Here is a 17,405-nt window from a genome sequence, read left to right as displayed (position 1 = left end):
TGTGTATTGATATTATTATCGTTATTGGAACATCACTCTTAGGTTGATACCAAAGTTGGTGTATGATGTTGCATAATTCTGAGAAGTATATGGCCTTACGGAATTCGTATTGAGGAACAGGCGTATATTGTAGGTCTGATTCAGCATATAATCTAAAGTTGGGTTGAAGCTGATACTCTTATTACCTGCAGATACTTCCGAACGGTTGAGGTCAGATCTGTAGACCAGTGTTTTGCGATCATTGATCGCTACGTCCAGCTTAAAGTTAAGATCATTATTCATCTTTCTGTCACTGAACCATCCGAACGGCAATCTGAAGTTGTTCTTTCTGAATCCGACTCCCAGTACAAAAGCTTCTTCGGTCAATATAGCCATCTGACTATTCTGCAGACTGAAGTTCACATTACGGTTTTTGCGGTATTCTGATGTTGCTGATATATTGTTTTTGAATCGTGCATCCAAACCTACGAGTGGTACAAACTGATCAATGATGGAGATCTGCTGGAACTGATTTTTAGGCAGGAAGTTGTTATTGATATCTCTTTCTGAAGGTGCACCTGCATTTTCTTCATAGCGTATCACGGAGCTGTATCCGCTGATTGTATATTGCGAAGCATAGCTATGCAGAACCGTAAGGGATGAGAATACATCACTCAACCCAGGCAGTTTGCCTAGTCCGTTATAGCTGACGCGCCAGTTAGGAAGCGGTGTACGGGGGATACTGCTCAGCTTATTTTTATTGATATCTTTTCCAAGGTAAGTAGATAAGAATGCATTCACGACTACGTCTTGCTGTGCTTTTCCATAACCATCGGCATAGAAATCTGCACTTTGTCCTACAGAGTTTGCATTGGTCTGGGCAAGTCGTTGGGAGGTGACCATCCGGTTTTCTTCAAATTTTTGGAACAGGTCCTGATGGTTTTTGAATGCTGTCGTAATGGCGATCTGCGTAATGCTGTAGTTACCTGTTGTAAATGGCGTAACACGCTCAAATGTTCCTGATCCGGAATTATATTGAACAGTAGCTGTATAGTTATAGTTATCTGTACGGGCAGCTGTAAGATCTATCCGAAGTCCCTTGATAGGTTCGAGGTTGGCGACCAGAGAGAGGTTTTCTGCAAATGACCGTGTAAACAATTGGGTCTGCAGAGAATCTGTTGATAACCAGTTATTGTTGATGGCTTTCTGCAGGATATCGCTTTGGCTACCGAACAGGAATCCCCAGCCCGGAGCATTGGCTTCAAAATCATAACCAAAAGCTTTTGTTTTCGGAAGATACCCAGGCAGGTAGGTTCCCTCCATTTTAGTATAGGCCCCGTCAATCTTGCGGATAGAAGTCAGGAGCTGAATAAAGAAGGCTTTTGAACCTTTTGCATTACGTCCTGAATTACGTCTGATAAACCCAAATTTGTTATAGAGACCAACCATATTCAGCGATGGGTTGATCTGTATTGTGCGGTTATTCTGAATACTGTTACCTACATTTATATCCGGGCTGCGCAGCGATAATAAAGGTTCACTTTGCCATGTAAACTGTGCTCCGTACCGGGTTATCACATTCACCCAATCCATGTAAGGTAGTTTGGAGATTGGCAACGTATATGCAATATTCAACATGTGGTTGTAATCTGTGGTTCTTCCCATTTTCCAGAAGTTGTTCCACATGGTATCTCTTTTTATTCCATTCAGCCGGCCATCTGGTTCATCAATGATGGAGTAGTTCGTCGCATTGAAATCCAGACGCAGGGATTTGCTCAGATCCCAGCTGATTCCGTAGATACGGCTCATGTTGAAGTTTTTATTGTACAATGTCGGTAATACGTTGTCAGAAGTATTATCCCGGATTGTATTTTCACTGTATACCCGATTTACATCTATTCTGAAATTGATCAGCGATGGAACAAGGTTAAAATTGATGTCTTTAATCAGTTTGAGGTAATCGGATTTAATGACATTCTTGAAAGGCTCTATAAACTTGACAGAAGGATTACTGTAGTTGTAGTCCAATGCTGCGCGATAGTTACGCTGAATAGAGGAGGCTACTGAGAAATCTCTGTGATTGTATGCTGAGTAAGCGTATGTCGCACTGAAGTTTTCAATGTCCCATGGTCTGATCGGCTTCTCGTTGTTAGTCCTGATCTTACGCACATTGGTCAGACTGAAACTCTTACGCGTTGTATAGTCTTGCACCAGTCTCATTAATGAATCCTGCTGATTACGCGACATATTGGCTAATGCAGAGTTCAGTTCGATATCCGGATTCAAGGGATTGTATTCCGGAGTAGATGTCTGTTTAGAATAGCTGAAATAAAACGGTATGACCAGTCCGTAACTTCTAGGGAAAAATTTTCCCAGTTCAGCATTAGACATCAGGTCAAAATACAGATCTTCCGAACGACGGCGTTCATTCATTCGTTGAGATAGGAATCCGAACCCAATTGTAGATTTAGTTCCCGATACAGAGACGTTTGCAAAATCTGCAAGTTTTAGATTCAGACGAGCTGTCGCTGCCCAGCCCCCTTTATCATCAAAGTCTGTAAGGCGAAGTTCATTAAACCAGAATGATCCTGTAATGTTGCTTCCATCATCGGCGGAGTTACTGGTCGAACTGCCTTTTAAAGGGTTTCGTACCCCCATCATATAATAGCGGACTTTACTGATATCCGGAGCTCCCAATACAACAATACGATTGTTGCCATCCATATATTCAAATGGCACATCCAGCGGCCAGGGCTGACCGTTTAATGTTGCTTTGCTACGGGCCATCTTGGCATCCTGGAATAAACGGATCTGGATATTCATCCGGTTTTCATTTGGCCAGATCAGATCCGGTGAGGTCGCGCCATATGGCGTGACGGCCAATGGCATATCGTATTCGTAGTAGTTGTATTTATCATCAGTCCCCACACGCAGAAATGCACGTGCATCTCCATTCCTGAGGTTCATTCCTTCTGCATGGATAAACATTTCAATACGGCCATATGGTCTGAAGTCATGCGAAGTGGTCTTGAATGTTCCGCGGCCATACCCGTCACGGAGATTGATCACGTCGAGACTAAGGGCTTGTTCATTCAGTCTTACATTGTAATTGTTGTTGCTCCAGTCGACCTGTCTGTTGATGCCCGGAGGCTGTATGTACGGTATAGGATCTCTTTTTCCGTTTTCTTCGACATTGATATTGGCTACATCGAAAATAGAGTTATCAGAAGCAACGACACCCATTGAGTAATCACTGATGACTTTGGAAGGGTTGTTTTCCGGATTGTATCTTCTCCATTCTCCTTTTACAAACTGAAGTTTGGCGAGACGCACTATTGCCGTATCTGTAAAGTTGGTCATGAAGGTACGGATGAAACGGATTGATTTGAAATCCTGTACATCCCCGAATTTGCTTTCATATTGTGTCAATGGAATACGGAACTTATACCATTTGATATCCTGCTGCTGGCCATTAGCCAGAGTTACTTTTGTGGTTTGTTCATCTACGATATGATTTTGACCTACAATCATATCCTGTTGTCTGATGGAGATGCGGTACTGGTAGTACTCGTCGATCTCATTCATATTGTTGTCCCGGTTTACATCTTCTCCGTCAGGAAGTAATGTACTGGCCGAAGTCGGTACGCCAAAGTCACGTTGGGATTGTTCATTTGTTTTGGAGTTACCGTCGACACCGTTGTAACGCTGGTACCTTTTCAGTATTCCTGCTGATTGCTGGTCCATTTGCTGACTACGGAAGTACATGTAGTTGTCACTGGAAGGGTCATTCTGTATTTCGGCTAAAGCTGTAGGATTTAATACTCCCTGAAGCTGTGATAAGAAACTGCCATGAAATGATGACTCGTCGGCGTCACTCAGTCCGTCCAGACCGACATCCTGACGTTGACGACTTTCGCTATCGCTGTCAAATGCCTGAATAACCGGTTGGTTTTTCGTAACACGTCCCCAATTGGTCTGATCTACCTGAGACAGATCTCCTACCGGAGATAATGCATTTTCAAGAGATTTGCGACCGTCTTTTAGAATATCTTCTGATATGTTACCCAGATTGAAGTAAATGTCACCGCCATCTTTATTTGGGTTTGTCAGCACAGGATCCATCATCCACATTTCTAAGAATTCGATATTCTGAGCTTCGAAATCTGTATTGTCGATCTTTCTGAACATACCCCCCCAGCGGCTTTTCGGATTGGCTAATGTACCGTCTGCATTTACTCCTGTAGTTGTATAGTTGTACGGGCCTCTCAGATTAGGATAATAGGCAAAATCCAATGTCTGTAACCAGTCATTCTGGCCGGAGCGTGTATCTTTATTAGGGAATACCTCTTTTTCTCCGACCTCTCGTACACGGTGATCACTTAGTTCGGCAGTCGTGATATTGGTTGGTGTAAGGCTGTTATTCCGGTAAAAAATCGGGTCAATGTTATATACCGCCAATAATGCGCGATTATATCCGTACCGGAGATCGTCACTGAGATTGGATTCTGTAAAGAGGCGTGGAGTTCCGGAGATCTGCCAGCTATACTGATTTTTGAGGTCAATGTAAGACACACTGTTTTCAAAATCATCTATGTAGGTCGTTCCTGTAGTTCCGTTCTGGGTATCCAGTCCTCTGGGGTGTCCGGGTATCAATTTTGCAAACTCTCCGTAGAAGGATATATTGGATTCTTCTTTGGTACTCAGGAATGGCAGTTTATCCACCATACGGGTCAGCCATCTGGAAGGAGCATTATAGGTCAGATCTGCTCCCAACATGGTGTTGGACATTGGTTCTTCACCAATATTCACTTTTTCTGTCAAAGGCTTTTCGGTCAGGTTCATAATCGTGGCACCTACCTGAAGCTGGTCATTCACGAGGTAATCAAACCGCCCGCCCATCAATGTCTTTTGCTGAAGATTGAACATGGCATCATCTTCTACAGTCACCCGTATCGGTTGCCCGGAGAGCATCAGTGCTTCATTGAGTATACGAAGACGTCCTATCTCATAGTCGATCGTATAGTCTACACCTTCCTGCAGAAGAGCTCCGCCTGCCATGACCTGAATAGAACCTCTCGTAATGTTGTAAGCACCGATTTGGTATTCCGTGCCCATTGCCGAATTGTATCTTCCTTTTATGCGGTATCTGTTTTTGTTTGGAAATTGCTGTTGAGCTATAACTTTGGTCGAGTCATATAGTTCCGGATAGGTGTATTTATCAATCAGTGCCTGTTCAGACCCTGTGATAAACTGGCTTGCGAGATCCCGGCCGAATGGTTCGACGACAGGGAAGATTAATTTTCCTTTTTTAGGTTCAATGGTAATATTTTCCAGATAGTCGAAATATCCGTCAGGGGACTGTGCCTGTTGTTGATTGAGCCGGTCGAGACCTGTCAGTTCAAGCCATGTTTTTTCCGCCGTTCGCTGCCCTTCATAGATCGCTGGTCGTTCTGTTCCTGTTTCGTCTTCTGTACGGTAGATTTGCAGGATAAAGTTTGAATTGGAGACATTGTAAGCACCGAGAGCATAGATGTTTTTCATCATCAGGTCCCAGATTGGCAGCTTGGGTTTTAAGGTCTCGTTCTTCAATAATTTTGTATACAGCATCTTCGGATTGGAGGGCGTCACCGGAATATCGGTACTGAATTCACCCACCTGATATTCTCTGCCGTTTGCCGTATAACGATACGCTACGGAGAGAACCTGATCTGCATTGAGCGGAAGATTTAAGGAAATATATCCGAGTTTTCTGTCTATGGTAAAGTCTCTGTTCTCAATCAGCTTACGTGCGTAAGTCATCTTGGCATAGTTGTCGTTTGCTCCTGAACCGGCAAAAAAACTCTGAACAAATGTCCCGTTTGACTGGCGGCCGTTATCGCCTAATAAAGACAGCAGGTTGTTGGATACGGTTGCACTGTTTTCATTCGGAATACCGGTGGAAGGGAGTCTCGAACTTCCCGGGCTGATGAGGTTATTATAAGGTTGATATTCTCCTAAATCCATCAAGGCCATGACATCACGGGCATCTTCATAGGAATTGGAACGGTTGCTTAACCATACCTCCACCTGCGAAATATTGATGTTGGTATTGATAATAGGAGCAAGAGCCAGCGTACGGTTATAATTTTCTCTGAAGTATTGAGACAAGAAATAGTGCTGATTGGCTTCGTAGTTGTCGGCCTGTAAGGTATATTCACTTTCCTGAGCACCGTTTGTAATGGTAATCTCTTTTTGTCTGGAACGCTGTTGTGAGAGTAATCCTGTGAAATTGAGACGTCCGAATTGAAGTTGTGCCTTTACCCCGAATAAGGATTGTACACCCTGAATAAGTGTAGAGTTGAGAGGCATGGAGACATTACCGATTTCCAGGCGGCGTAAGATATCATCGTCTTTAGCTACATAGTCAAAACGTATCTGATTTTCAAAATCAAACTGTGCTGTCGAATTAAAATTGGCGTTGATCTTTACACGTGTACCGATATGACCGGTTAGGTTCATATTGATCTGCTGGTCAAAGTCAAAACCCCATTGCTTGCGTCTTGTTTCATCAAACATGGGATTCGCATTGTTATTATATTGTCCCATGAGGGTAATATCCGCGCTTCCACGTGGAATAAGATCGATTTTATTTCCACCGAAAATACGTTCAAAAGCCGGACTTTCGATTTCGATAACCGGAAACAGACGACGACGGCGTTCTTCTGCCAGATTTTTGTCTGCTAATTCTTCCCAGTAATTTTTCTGTGATCGTCTGGCTTCATAGTCACGGAATTCAGGAAGGGTCAGATACAGAGGCGGACGATATTGTTTGGCTCCCAGATTTTCTTTGATGATATATTGTCCGGACTTGGTGTCATAAATAATTTCCCGTTTGATATTGTTCGGGTGCTCCAGAGAAAACGGATTGTATTGTTTATGAATATTCAAAAACGGATGATCCTTAAACCGGTAAGGAATAGCAGTAGAATCCTGCTCTTTCTGCGCAGGACGAATGGTTTGCCCATTTGTTTGCCCGCATAAAAAAATCAGGGAAATAGCAAAGATTAAAGCGTAAATGTTTGTCTTCAAATGGCAGCCGTTAAATTTTTCACAACAGATTAATTGATCTCGTTATATAACTATTATGCAAATATCAACTATTTTATATAACAAAGCAACCATTATATTCTTAGTTATGAGAAACATAATGAATAATAGGTATGTGGGTTTAATTAAGTGTAGAGATAAGCCTACAAACGTTTTAAGGCTAGTTTTATAAGTTGTTCAACAGAAAGGTCAGGTTCTGTGTTAATAATGGTATTTAAAACCTTCTCGGCCTGATTTTTAACAAATCCGAGCATGATGAGTGCACTGAGTGCTTCCTCCGGTACGGACTGCTTGGTTGCGACAGGAGAAATAAGAGCATCCGGGCCTTGTTTCTTGAGTTTATCCTGTAATTCCAGAATCAGACGTTGCGCTGTTTTGGGGCCGATTCCTTTTATTTTTTGGATCACTGCCACCTGTCCGTTAATAATAGCAGACTGGATTTCTTCGGGAGTGATGGAGGAGAGGATCATACGACCCGTATTGGGACCTATGCCGGATACGGATATGAGATGTTCGAACAATTGGCGTTCGCCTTCTGTCGCAAAACCAAAGAGAGTCTGCGAATCTTCACGTACCTGGAATGAAATAAATAATTTACAGTTTTCCTGATCTTTGATCAGTGCAAAGGTATTGAGTGAAATATGGATATAGTAGCCGATCCCGTTTACGTCTAAAACAACATGGGTAGGGGCTTTAAAAACTAATTTACCGTTAAAATATTCGTACATATTCAAGTAAGATTCAAAAGTAAAAACCTAAAGGTATGTTTTTAATCTTCCATATTCAAAAGCAATGAAGACTGCCTGCCATTTGAAAGTTCTTGCGACAGACAGTCTTCAATGGTTATATTATTGTCTTCCTTTTTGGTAAGATTGTACATCTACTACGGCGATAGTCACCATGTTGACAATCTCACGAACAGAACTATCCAGTTGTAATACGTGTACTGGTTTGTTCATACCTAATAGGATAGGACCTACAGCTTCTGCATTTCCAATTTCCTGAAGCAGTTTATAAGCGATATTTCCGGACTCCAGATTAGGGAATACTAAAGTGTTAGCGGCATGACCGTTTAGATTGCTGAAAGGGAAATTTGCTGTCAGTAATTCAGGGTTCATAGCAAAGTTTGCCTGTAAATCACCGTCTACGATGATGGACGGATATTGATCGTGAAGTAACTGAGCTGCTTTACGCACTTTCTGAGGCGTTTTACCATCGTTAGATCCGAAATTAGAGTATGACAATAATGCAATACGCGGCTCAATACCCATCTTGCGGATAGCTTTGTCCAATAAGACTGTGATATCGACTAACTCCTCCGGACAAGGATCTACATTTACAGTTGTATCTCCGAAGAAAACAGGTCCTTTTTCAGTCAGCATCATATACATACCTGCGATCTTGCTGCCTGGTTGTGCACCGATGACATGAAGTGCCGGTCTGATGGTCTTCGCATAATTCTTGGTCATACCTGAGATAAGCGTGTCCGCTTCACCAAATTCAACCAGACTTGCTCCGAAGTAATTGCGATCCAGTAACATTTTTTCAGCATCCAGTCTTGAAAGACCGCGACGTTGTCTTTTCTTGTACAGGTGATCCGCAAATTTCTGATAACGTTCTGATTCGATTTCTTCTACAGGATCTATGATTTCCACACCTTCCAGTTCCAGCGCATAATCATCAATCAATTTGTTGATTTTAGCTTTTTTACCTAATAAGATCGGAACTGCAATACCCTCTTCTTTGACAATCTGTGCTGCACGAAGGATTTTATAATTATCTGCTTCAGCAAATACAACACGCTTAGCATCACGTTTGGCCACCATAGTCAGATCGCGCATAATGCGGTCATCTTTCCCCATGCGCTGACGCAAATCTTCTTTATATTTATCCCAGTCTGTGATTGGCATACGGGCTACACCGGATTCTATTGCTGCTTTAGCTACAGCTACCGAAACTTCCGTAATCAATCTCGGGTCGTTTGGTTTTGGAATGATATAGTCTATACCAAATTTTAAATTGTTGGCATTGTACGCCTGATTTACCGCTTCCGGAACGGATTGTTTTGCAAGATCAGCAATCGCTTTTACGGCAGCAATTTTCATTGCTTCATTGATGCCTGTTGCTCTTACGTCCAGTGCACCACGGAAGATATATGGGAATCCAAGTACATTGTTTACCTGATTAGGATAATCTGAACGGCCTGTACCCATGATAATATCTGAGCGTGTCGCTACTGCCAGGTCATAAGCGATTTCCGGATTCGGATTAGCCATTGCCAGTACGATCGGTTTGTCTGCCATGGATAACAGCATTTCTTCTGTCATCACGTCTGCTGCAGAAAGGCCGATAAATACATCTGCATTTTTCAATGCATCTGCCAGCGTGTGGATATCACGGTCTGTCGCGAATTCTGCTTTCATTTTATCCAGATTCTCACGGTCACTGCGGATTACACCTTTGCTGTCCAGCATGACGATGTTCTCTTTTTTAGCACCTACAGACATATACATCCCTGTACAGGAGATCGCTGCTGCTCCCGCTCCGTTAACGACGATCTTTACTTCTGAAATATCTTTGTGCTGTAATTCACAAGCATTGATCAGAGCCGCACCCGAAATGATAGCTGTACCGTGCTGATCATCATGCATTACAGGAATTGACATTTCTGCTTTCAGACGTCTCTCGATTTCAAAACATTCAGGAGCTTTGATATCTTCCAGATTGATACCTCCGAAAGTAGGTTCCAATGCTTTAACGATATTGACAAACTCATCGACATTTTTGGTGTCTAACTCAATGTCAAAAACATCGATGTCAGCAAATATTTTGAACAACAGACCTTTACCTTCCATTACTGGTTTTCCGGCTTGTGCTCCGATGTCACCCAGACCTAATACTGCAGTACCGTTACTGATGACTGCGACAAGGTTTCCTTTTGCTGTATATTTATAAGCATCTTCTTTGTTAGCGGCGATAGCCAGACATGGCTCTGCTACACCAGGGGAATATGCTAATGATAGATCTCTCTGTGAATTCGTAGGTTTTGTAGGCACTACCTCGATCTTGCCCGGACGTCCTTTTGAATGGTAGTTTAAGGCTTCCTGCTTGCGATTAATTTTACTCATTATACACTATACTTATTTCAGTTATTTACTTATTTAAGGCTACAAATGTAATCTTCTTTTTCGGAGAACAATATTTTTAAGGTATTAAACTTCAAAAAATCCGGCATTTGAACGAATTTTTTACTTCAGGATGTCGAGTAAGCCGAACATAGACTTGCGCATAGCCGATCCCGATCCCTCATAGTTATTGACTAACAGGGTAAAGGTATATTCCTGTCCTGCTTTGGAGGTGTGATATCCGGTATACCCCAGTACACCTCCTATAGTCCCGCTTTTCATCTTCATCTCATTGTATGTGGGCAGACTTTTGTAAAAAATGTCATACCAGTTACGCGTTTTGGCGTAGTTCATTATTTTAGCCATTGCGAGTGAAGTTACTCTGTTTTGCGGAGATAATCCTGAACCATCAACGATGTTAAGTTCCCCTTCCGGGATATTCAGTTTTGCCTTCCAGAATTTTTTCACCATATCTGCCGCATCAGCTGTCTCGATCTTTTGTCCGCTATACATACCAATGGTTTTTAATAATGTCTCTCCGTACAGATTGATACTTTTCTGATTGAACCAGTATACGATATCCTGCATCTTCGGCGATTCGTGCACATCGAGTTCTTTTCTGTCTTTCGCTATAGTTTCACCTCTTTCTGACAGCTGTTTGCCGGTAAGAGGTTCGTTTTCGGTCAGTATACCGGCTCTTCGCAAAGATTTTTGCAATTGAAAAGCTGCATCGAATGCCGGATCGGGAACTGCAATTTCTATTGTTTTTTTAAGATCCAGACCATATGTGCCTCTGATATAAATCCGGGTTGAATACGGGGCAGAATAAGCGTATACATTATCTCCGGATCCTTTTGAACCTGTTAATGTTTCATTGTGAATGTCTAAGTAAGAGGAGTCCACAGTAAGCGAGGTTAGTGTCGCCTTTGAACCTGCAGTATTTCCGGCTTTAAATTGTACACCGACACTGTTTTCTCTCCAATTGAGCCCCGATACTCCTGCGCCATAGTAATTGCCGATGTCTGTCCAGATCCATCCTCCCGGAACGGTATTGCCATTGAAAAACCGGTCATCACCGATAATACTTCCTTCTACGCATTTGATCCCTGCATTCTGGATGGCGTAGACCCATTTATTCAGTAACGTCTCTTCGTTCATTCCTTCAAACCTCGAGCTGGCCAGAGTGGGGTCACCTCCTCCTTCAATAACAATATTTCCTTTTAAAGTACCCAGACTGTCAATTTCGCCCGTGTAATACAGCTTTGTTTTGAACGTGAAATTTGAACCCAAAAGATCTAAAGCTGTAGCTGAGGTGATGACTTTGAGTGTGGAAGCTGTAGGAAGTCCGGTCTGGCCGTTTTTAGAAAAGATAACATTTCCTGTTTTGGAATCTAATACGGTCAGTGATGCTATGCCATACCTGAGATTGGCTTGCTGTTCAAAAGTGCTGTAAGCTTGCTGAATTGCCTTCGGGTCCTGCGCAAAAATATTGATCATGAATGTATTTGCACAGAGTGTCAGGAGTAGTGTTCGAAAAAATAGTCTCTTCATAAATCAATAGAATGTAAGACAAATATAACATATTGAAAATTGATGGGTATGATTTTCATTCGTTTTTAAATTGTCAAAACTTGATTACTCGTTTCGTGACTTATTGTTGAATTGCCTAACTTGCCTCCTTAAAATATAAATACAATGAATCATCTAGAAAAATTGGCTGCAATCCGTGGATTAATGAAAGAGCAGGGAATTGATGGCTACATTATTCCTTCTTCTGATCCGCATATCAGCGAATATTTGCCGGAAAGATATAAATGCATCGCCTGGGCATCGGGTTTCACAGGTTCTGCAGGTACATTAGCGATTACTCAGGATTTTGCCGGGTTGTGGACTGACTCCCGTTATTTTGTACAGGCCGATGAACAATTAGCAGGTACAGGATTTGAGCTTGTCAAATTAAAGGTACAGGGGAGTGCGGAGTATGCCGACTGGATGGCTGAAAAGCTGCCTTCTGCGGCTACTGTTGCCTTTGACGGTAATCTGGCCTCTCTGCAGGTGGCTCAGGCAGTGCAACAGACATTAGAGCCTTTAGGTATCCGGGTAAATGGTCAGGCGGATCTGCTGTCACCACTCTGGACAGATCGTCCTTCTTTACCGCTGGCTCCGGCTTACTTACTTGAGGAAGAGATCACAGGTCAGTCTACTGCTTCCAAGCTGGAAGCGGTACGTAAAGCATTGAAAAAAAACAGAGCAGAATATCATCTGGTTTCATCGCTTGACGATCTGGCCTGGCTGTTTAATATTCGTGGCCAGGATGTACCCTGCAATCCAGTAGTACTTGGATTTGCATTGATATCAAGCTCTAAGGCAACTTTGTTTATTGAACCCTCCAAACTGAATGAAGCTGCGGTATCTTCTTTAGCTCAGTCGGGTGTTGAAGTTCGCTCGTACGAAGAAATATTCAGCGCCATAGATTCTCTGACAGATACGACTATCCTTATTGATCCTAAGCGTACATGTTTTGCAGTGTACGACCGTATCCCGGATACAGTCAAGATTATCGAAAAACTGAATCCATCAACTGCGCTCAAAGCGATCAAGAATAATACGGAAATAGCCCATACCCGCCAGACCATGATCAATGATGGTGTAGCTATGACAAAATTTTTTAAATGGGTAGAAGAAAATATCGCTTCCGGTATGCTGACCGAACTTTCCATTGCAGATAAGCTGAGAGGATTCAGAGAAGCTCAGGAAGGTTTTGTGGATGTGAGTTTTAATACCATAGCAGGATATCTGGAACATGGTGCTCTGCCTCATTATTCCGCAACGGAGAAAAGCAGTTCTACACTGGAAGCAAAAGGACTTTTGCTGGTAGATTCAGGAGGTCAGTATAAAACGGGCACTACAGATATAACAAGGGTAATCTCTCTTGGACAGATTACGCAGGAAGAGAAAGAAGATTATACAATTGTATTGAAAGGTACAATAGAAGGTTCGCAGGCTATATTTCCGGTAGGTACCCGCGGATATCAGATCGATGCCATTACACGTCGCCCTATCTGGCAAACCCTGCGTAACTATGGCCACGGAACGGGACATGGAGTAGGATTTTTCTTAAATGTACACGAGGGACCGCAGACATTCAACCCTTCTAATATAGATGTACCAGTAGATCCGGGAACTATTACTTCTATCGAACCCGGATTGTACAGGGTGGGAAAACATGGTATTCGAATTGAAAATCTGGTCCTTACTAAAAGCCTGGAATCGAGTGAATTTGGGGATTTCCTCAATTTTGAAACATTAACTATCTGTTATATTGCTACAGATCTTATCGAAAAATCCTTGCTGGATCAATCACATATAGACTGGTTGAATCAATATAACCAATGGGTATATGCGCAAGTCTCTCCAAGACTGGCAGAAGAAGAAAAAGTATGGTTAGCTGAAAAGTGTAAGACTATCTAATCTTTATTGACAAAAAGCTTCTGCATTTTCGCAGGAGCTTTTATTTTCTTAAAATTTACTGTTATCCAGTGTTTTATCTGACTTTTGCCTGTAAAATTTATTGAAAAAAACGTTATTTCGATAAATTTTACGGAAATTATGTAATGCTATTGAGTATTAAGGTCTTTCATTTACTTTAGTACTTTAATATTTGATAATAATTATAAACTTACTTTCACGCCTGTCCGGCAAGAAGTTACACATTAACATAAATAACAAAATCAAGATGAAACATGTATTTTTCACTTTGTTGGCTATTCTCTTTTTGGGAGGAGTAGCTGAGGCGCAGATTCTGAATCCTGTAAAATGGACTTACGCTGCAAAAAAAATCAATGATAAAGAAGCTGTATTATATATGAAAGCCCAGATTGATAAAGGCTGGCATATCTACTCCCAGAATATGGCCGAGGGCGGTCCTGTGAAGACTAAATTTACCTTCAAGCCGGGGAAGGAATACGGTTTGATCGGAAAAACACTGGAACCAAAATCTATAGCAAAGTTTGAAGATACCTTTAAAATGACTGTCAATTATTTCGAAAAAGAAGTTATTTTTCAGCAGAAAATAAAGCTTAATGCAAAATCTCCGGTAGTTCAGGGTACTGTCGAATTTATGGTATGTGATGATAAGCAGTGTCTTCCTCCTGAAGAAATTGAATTTAAAATAGCAATTAAGTAGCTGTTTGAATCTTAATTAAACAGTTTAATAAGTAAATTGCCGACCAATTAATCTATAAGGAATCATGATAAAAACCTTAAAATCAATTACACTAGTTGTATTTGTCGCTTTGTCAGGTAACGTTGGCTTTGCACAATCACAAAAATATGAGTGGAAGGAAAATACGGAAGGTGGATATAAATACCGCTACGTAACAAACGATCCTACACAGTCCCGTTTCTACACGTTAAAAAACGGTTTAACCGTTATGCTGAGTCCAAGTAAGAAAGTGCCTCGTATACAAACCTATGTTGTTACGAAAGCAGGCAGTAAGACCGATCCTAAGGATCATACCGGACTGGCACATTATCTGGAACACCTTCTTTTCAAAGGTACGGATAAGTACGGTTCCAAGGATTGGGCTCAGGAAAAGCCTCTGTTGGATAAGATCAGTGCATTGTATGAAAAATATAATTCTACTACTGATGAAACTCAACGTAAAGAGATCTACAAAGAGATAGACCAGGTATCAGGAGAAGCTGCAAAGTTTGCGATAGCCAATGAGTATGATAAGATGATGAGTGGTATGGGTGCTGATGGTACCAATGCATATACTTCATTCGAACAGACCGTATATGTAGAGGATATTCCGAACAATGTGGTAGACAAATTTTTAGCTGTGCAGGGCGAGCGATTCAGAAATCCTGTATTCAGACTTTTCCATACAGAGCTGGAAGCTGTCTATGAGGAGAAAAATATTGGACTTGACAATGATGGCCGCAAAACGATGGAAGCTATGTTTGAAGCCATGTTTGCAAATAATAATTACGGAAAGCAAACGGTCATTGGTACAGTCGAACACCTGAAAAACCCTTCCTTGAAAGCTATACGTGAATATTTCGATACTTACTACGTTCCGAATAATATGGGGGTAGTCATGTCCGGAGATTTTGATCCGACAGAGATCGTCAAAAAGATAGATGCTACTTTCGGATATATGCAGCCTAAAAAAGTACCTCTTTATACCTTTGCTGCTGAAAAACCAATTACACAGCCTATTGTCCGTGAGGTAAAAGGACCCAACGCAGAATTCTTGTGGTTAGGTTTCCGGTTTCCGGGAGCAGCTACAAAGGATGCACAAATGTTAAACCTGATGGGGGATATTCTGGCAAACGGTTCTGCGGGTCTGATCGATCTGGATCTTGTCAAATCTCAGAAATTATTAGGGGCAGGAGCTTTTGTATATTCTTTGAAAGATTATTCCATGTTGATCCTTCAGGCAAATCCGGCTCAGGGTCAGTCTTTGGATGATGTAAAGCAACTGGTATTAGCAGAATTAACGAAATTAAAGAAAGGTGATTTTTCGGATGATCTGATCACATCAATTATCAATAATGCGAAAAAGGGGCAGATTTCCCGTAATGACAGTTATTCTGCAAGAGCAAACGAGTTAGTCGATGCTTTTGTGACTGGTGTAGACTGGACTTCTCAGGTGAGCTATCTGGATAATTTATCTAGAATAACCAAAAAAGATATTGTAGACTTCGCTAACAAGTATCTGAATGACCAGAATTACGTAGCCGTCTACAAGCGTCAGGGAGTAGACGACAAAGTGGTAAAAGTCGTAAAACCAGCAATTACCCCAGTTTCGGTAAACAGAGAAGATCAATCCGACTTTTTGAAAAAAGTGGATATGATGCCGGAGAACGCCATCCAGCCCGTATGGTTGGATTACAGTAAAGATGTGCAGAAAGCTAAATTGTTTGATACAGATGTGTTAGCTGTTCAGAATAAAGACAATGAACTGTTCAGCCTTATTTATCAGTACAAAATTGGTAAATGGAACAATAAACTTCTCTCTCTTGCAGCGGGTTATTTAGAGTTTTTGGGTACAAAGGACAGAAGCAGTGAAGACTTCAGTAAGGAATTCTATAAGTTGGCTTCCAGCTTTTCGGTCTCGTCCGGAAATGAAGAGACAAATATTTCTATATCCGGATTGAACACAAATTTTGATAAGACTGTGTCTCTGATACAGGATCTTGTTAAAAATTGTGTCGTTGATCAGGCTGCTTTTGATTCCTATATAGCAAGACTGAAAAAGTCCCGTATCAATGCTAAGGAAAATAAGGGGACGATTATGGAAGGACTGAAAGCGTATGCGAAGTATGGAGCTAACAATCCTTTTAACTATACATTTACGGATGCAGAGCTGGATGCTATTAAAGCAGAGGATTTGGTTCGGTTGCTACACGATTTCGCAAATATGAGACATACTGTTCTGTATTTCGGACCAAAGACTTCAACTGCTTTAGTGGCTGAATTGAAGCCGCTGAAAGTTGACCGGAGAGCCTATACAGAAGTTCAGGAAGGAACCAGATTTACAGAGTTGCCGATAGACCGTAATCAGGTATTGTTTGCTAATTTCAATATGAAACAGGCTGAAGTGTACTGGCACAGAAGTTCGGAATTATATAACAATACCCTGTCACCGACTGTAGCGTTGTTTAACAACTATTTTGGTGGCGGTATGGGTAGTATTGTATTCCAGACTATCCGCGAATCGAAAGCTTTGGCTTATTCCACTTACGCCTTTTACGGACAGCCTTACAAAAAAGAAAATCATTATATGGTGGGTGCTTACGTAGGTACACAAGCAGATAAATTTAATGAAGCTGTAATCGGAATGAATGAATTGCTTAATGATCTTCCGGAATCTTCCAAAGCATTGGAAATTGCGAAGGTCAGTCTGACGAAATCACTGGCAAGTGATCGCATTACAAATTCCGGTATTCTGATGAGTTACCTTTCGGCTCAGCGTCTTGGAAATACGACAGATATACGCAAAAGTATTTATGAAAAAGCTCCGTTGCTGAACTATGCTGATCTAAAGGCATTCCATGCTAAGGAAATGAGTCATAAGCCGTATGTATACTGTGTAGTGGCTCAGGAAGATAATATAAAAGATGAAGATCTTCAAAAACTTGGAGAGGTTAAAAAACTAACCTTACAGGAGATTTTCGGATACTAATACGATCTGTTAAGATTGCAGG

At 41.6% G+C, this 17,405-nt stretch carries 7 protein-coding genes; 3 read left to right on the top strand and 4 right to left on the bottom strand.

Translation table 11 applies throughout. The features are described from left to right. Positions 1-21: 21 nt before the first annotated feature. The 4 genes from sov to dacB all read right to left on the bottom strand — a co-directional run bounded on the left by sov (position 22) and on the right by dacB (position 11,741). Positions 22-7,047, bottom strand: a complete 7,026-nt coding sequence (gene sov / locus I6J03_RS05740) for a T9SS outer membrane translocon Sov/SprA (protein WP_003008173.1) — start codon at positions 7,045-7,047, stop codon at positions 22-24. Between the two features lie 161 nt (positions 7,048-7,208). After that, positions 7,209-7,793, bottom strand: coding sequence for a Holliday junction branch migration protein RuvA (ruvA, locus tag I6J03_RS05735; RefSeq protein ID WP_003008171.1), 585 nt, complete (start codon positions 7,791-7,793; stop codon positions 7,209-7,211). A gap of 120 nt (positions 7,794-7,913) precedes the next feature. Beyond that, positions 7,914-10,193 carry an NADP-dependent malic enzyme gene (locus tag I6J03_RS05730; protein ID WP_003008169.1) on the bottom strand — a complete coding sequence of 760 codons (2,280 nt, stop codon included), beginning with the start codon at positions 10,191-10,193 and terminating at the stop codon, positions 7,914-7,916. A 120-nt stretch (positions 10,194-10,313) separates the two neighbouring features. Further along, positions 10,314-11,741 (bottom strand): D-alanyl-D-alanine carboxypeptidase/D-alanyl-D-alanine endopeptidase, encoded by a 1,428-nt coding sequence (gene dacB / locus I6J03_RS05725; RefSeq protein WP_232279737.1) that lies wholly within the window; start codon positions 11,739-11,741, stop codon positions 10,314-10,316. Positions 11,742-11,885: 144 nt separating this feature from the next. Between dacB and I6J03_RS05720 the strand changes: the two genes are divergently transcribed. The 3 genes from I6J03_RS05720 to I6J03_RS05710 all read left to right on the top strand — a co-directional run bounded on the left by I6J03_RS05720 (position 11,886) and on the right by I6J03_RS05710 (position 17,383). After that, positions 11,886-13,661 carry an aminopeptidase P family protein gene (locus I6J03_RS05720; protein ID WP_201694217.1) on the top strand — a complete coding sequence of 592 codons (1,776 nt, stop codon included), beginning with the start codon at positions 11,886-11,888 and terminating at the stop codon, positions 13,659-13,661. A gap of 265 nt (positions 13,662-13,926) precedes the next feature. After that, positions 13,927-14,376 carry a protein-disulfide reductase DsbD domain-containing protein gene (locus tag I6J03_RS05715; RefSeq protein ID WP_003008162.1) on the top strand — a complete coding sequence of 150 codons (450 nt, stop codon included), beginning with the start codon at positions 13,927-13,929 and terminating at the stop codon, positions 14,374-14,376. Positions 14,377-14,440: 64 nt separating this feature from the next. After that, positions 14,441-17,383 (top strand): M16 family metallopeptidase, encoded by a 2,943-nt coding sequence (locus I6J03_RS05710; RefSeq protein WP_003008159.1) that lies wholly within the window; start codon positions 14,441-14,443, stop codon positions 17,381-17,383. Positions 17,384-17,405 lie beyond the last annotated feature (22 nt).

The sequence above is a fragment of the Sphingobacterium spiritivorum genome, from assembly GCF_016724845.1.
GTDB classification, from domain to species: Bacteria; Bacteroidota; Bacteroidia; order Sphingobacteriales; family Sphingobacteriaceae; genus Sphingobacterium; species Sphingobacterium spiritivorum_A.
This window is presented reverse-complemented; position numbering and strand designations above follow the sequence as displayed.

Coding starts and splice junctions, on each gene's coding strand:
- ruvA (WP_003008171.1), bottom strand. CDS start 7,793: ATGTACGAATATTTTAACGGTAAATTAGTTTTTAAAGCCCCTACCCAT.
- I6J03_RS05730 (WP_003008169.1), bottom strand. CDS start 10,193: ATGAGTAAAATTAATCGCAAGCAGGAAGCCTTAAACTACCATTCAAAA.
- dacB (WP_232279737.1), bottom strand. CDS start 11,741: ATGAAGAGACTATTTTTTCGAACACTACTCCTGACACTCTGTGCAAAT.
- I6J03_RS05720 (WP_201694217.1), top strand. CDS start 11,886: ATGAATCATCTAGAAAAATTGGCTGCAATCCGTGGATTAATGAAAGAG.
- I6J03_RS05715 (WP_003008162.1), top strand. CDS start 13,927: ATGAAACATGTATTTTTCACTTTGTTGGCTATTCTCTTTTTGGGAGGA.
- I6J03_RS05710 (WP_003008159.1), top strand. CDS start 14,441: ATGATAAAAACCTTAAAATCAATTACACTAGTTGTATTTGTCGCTTTG.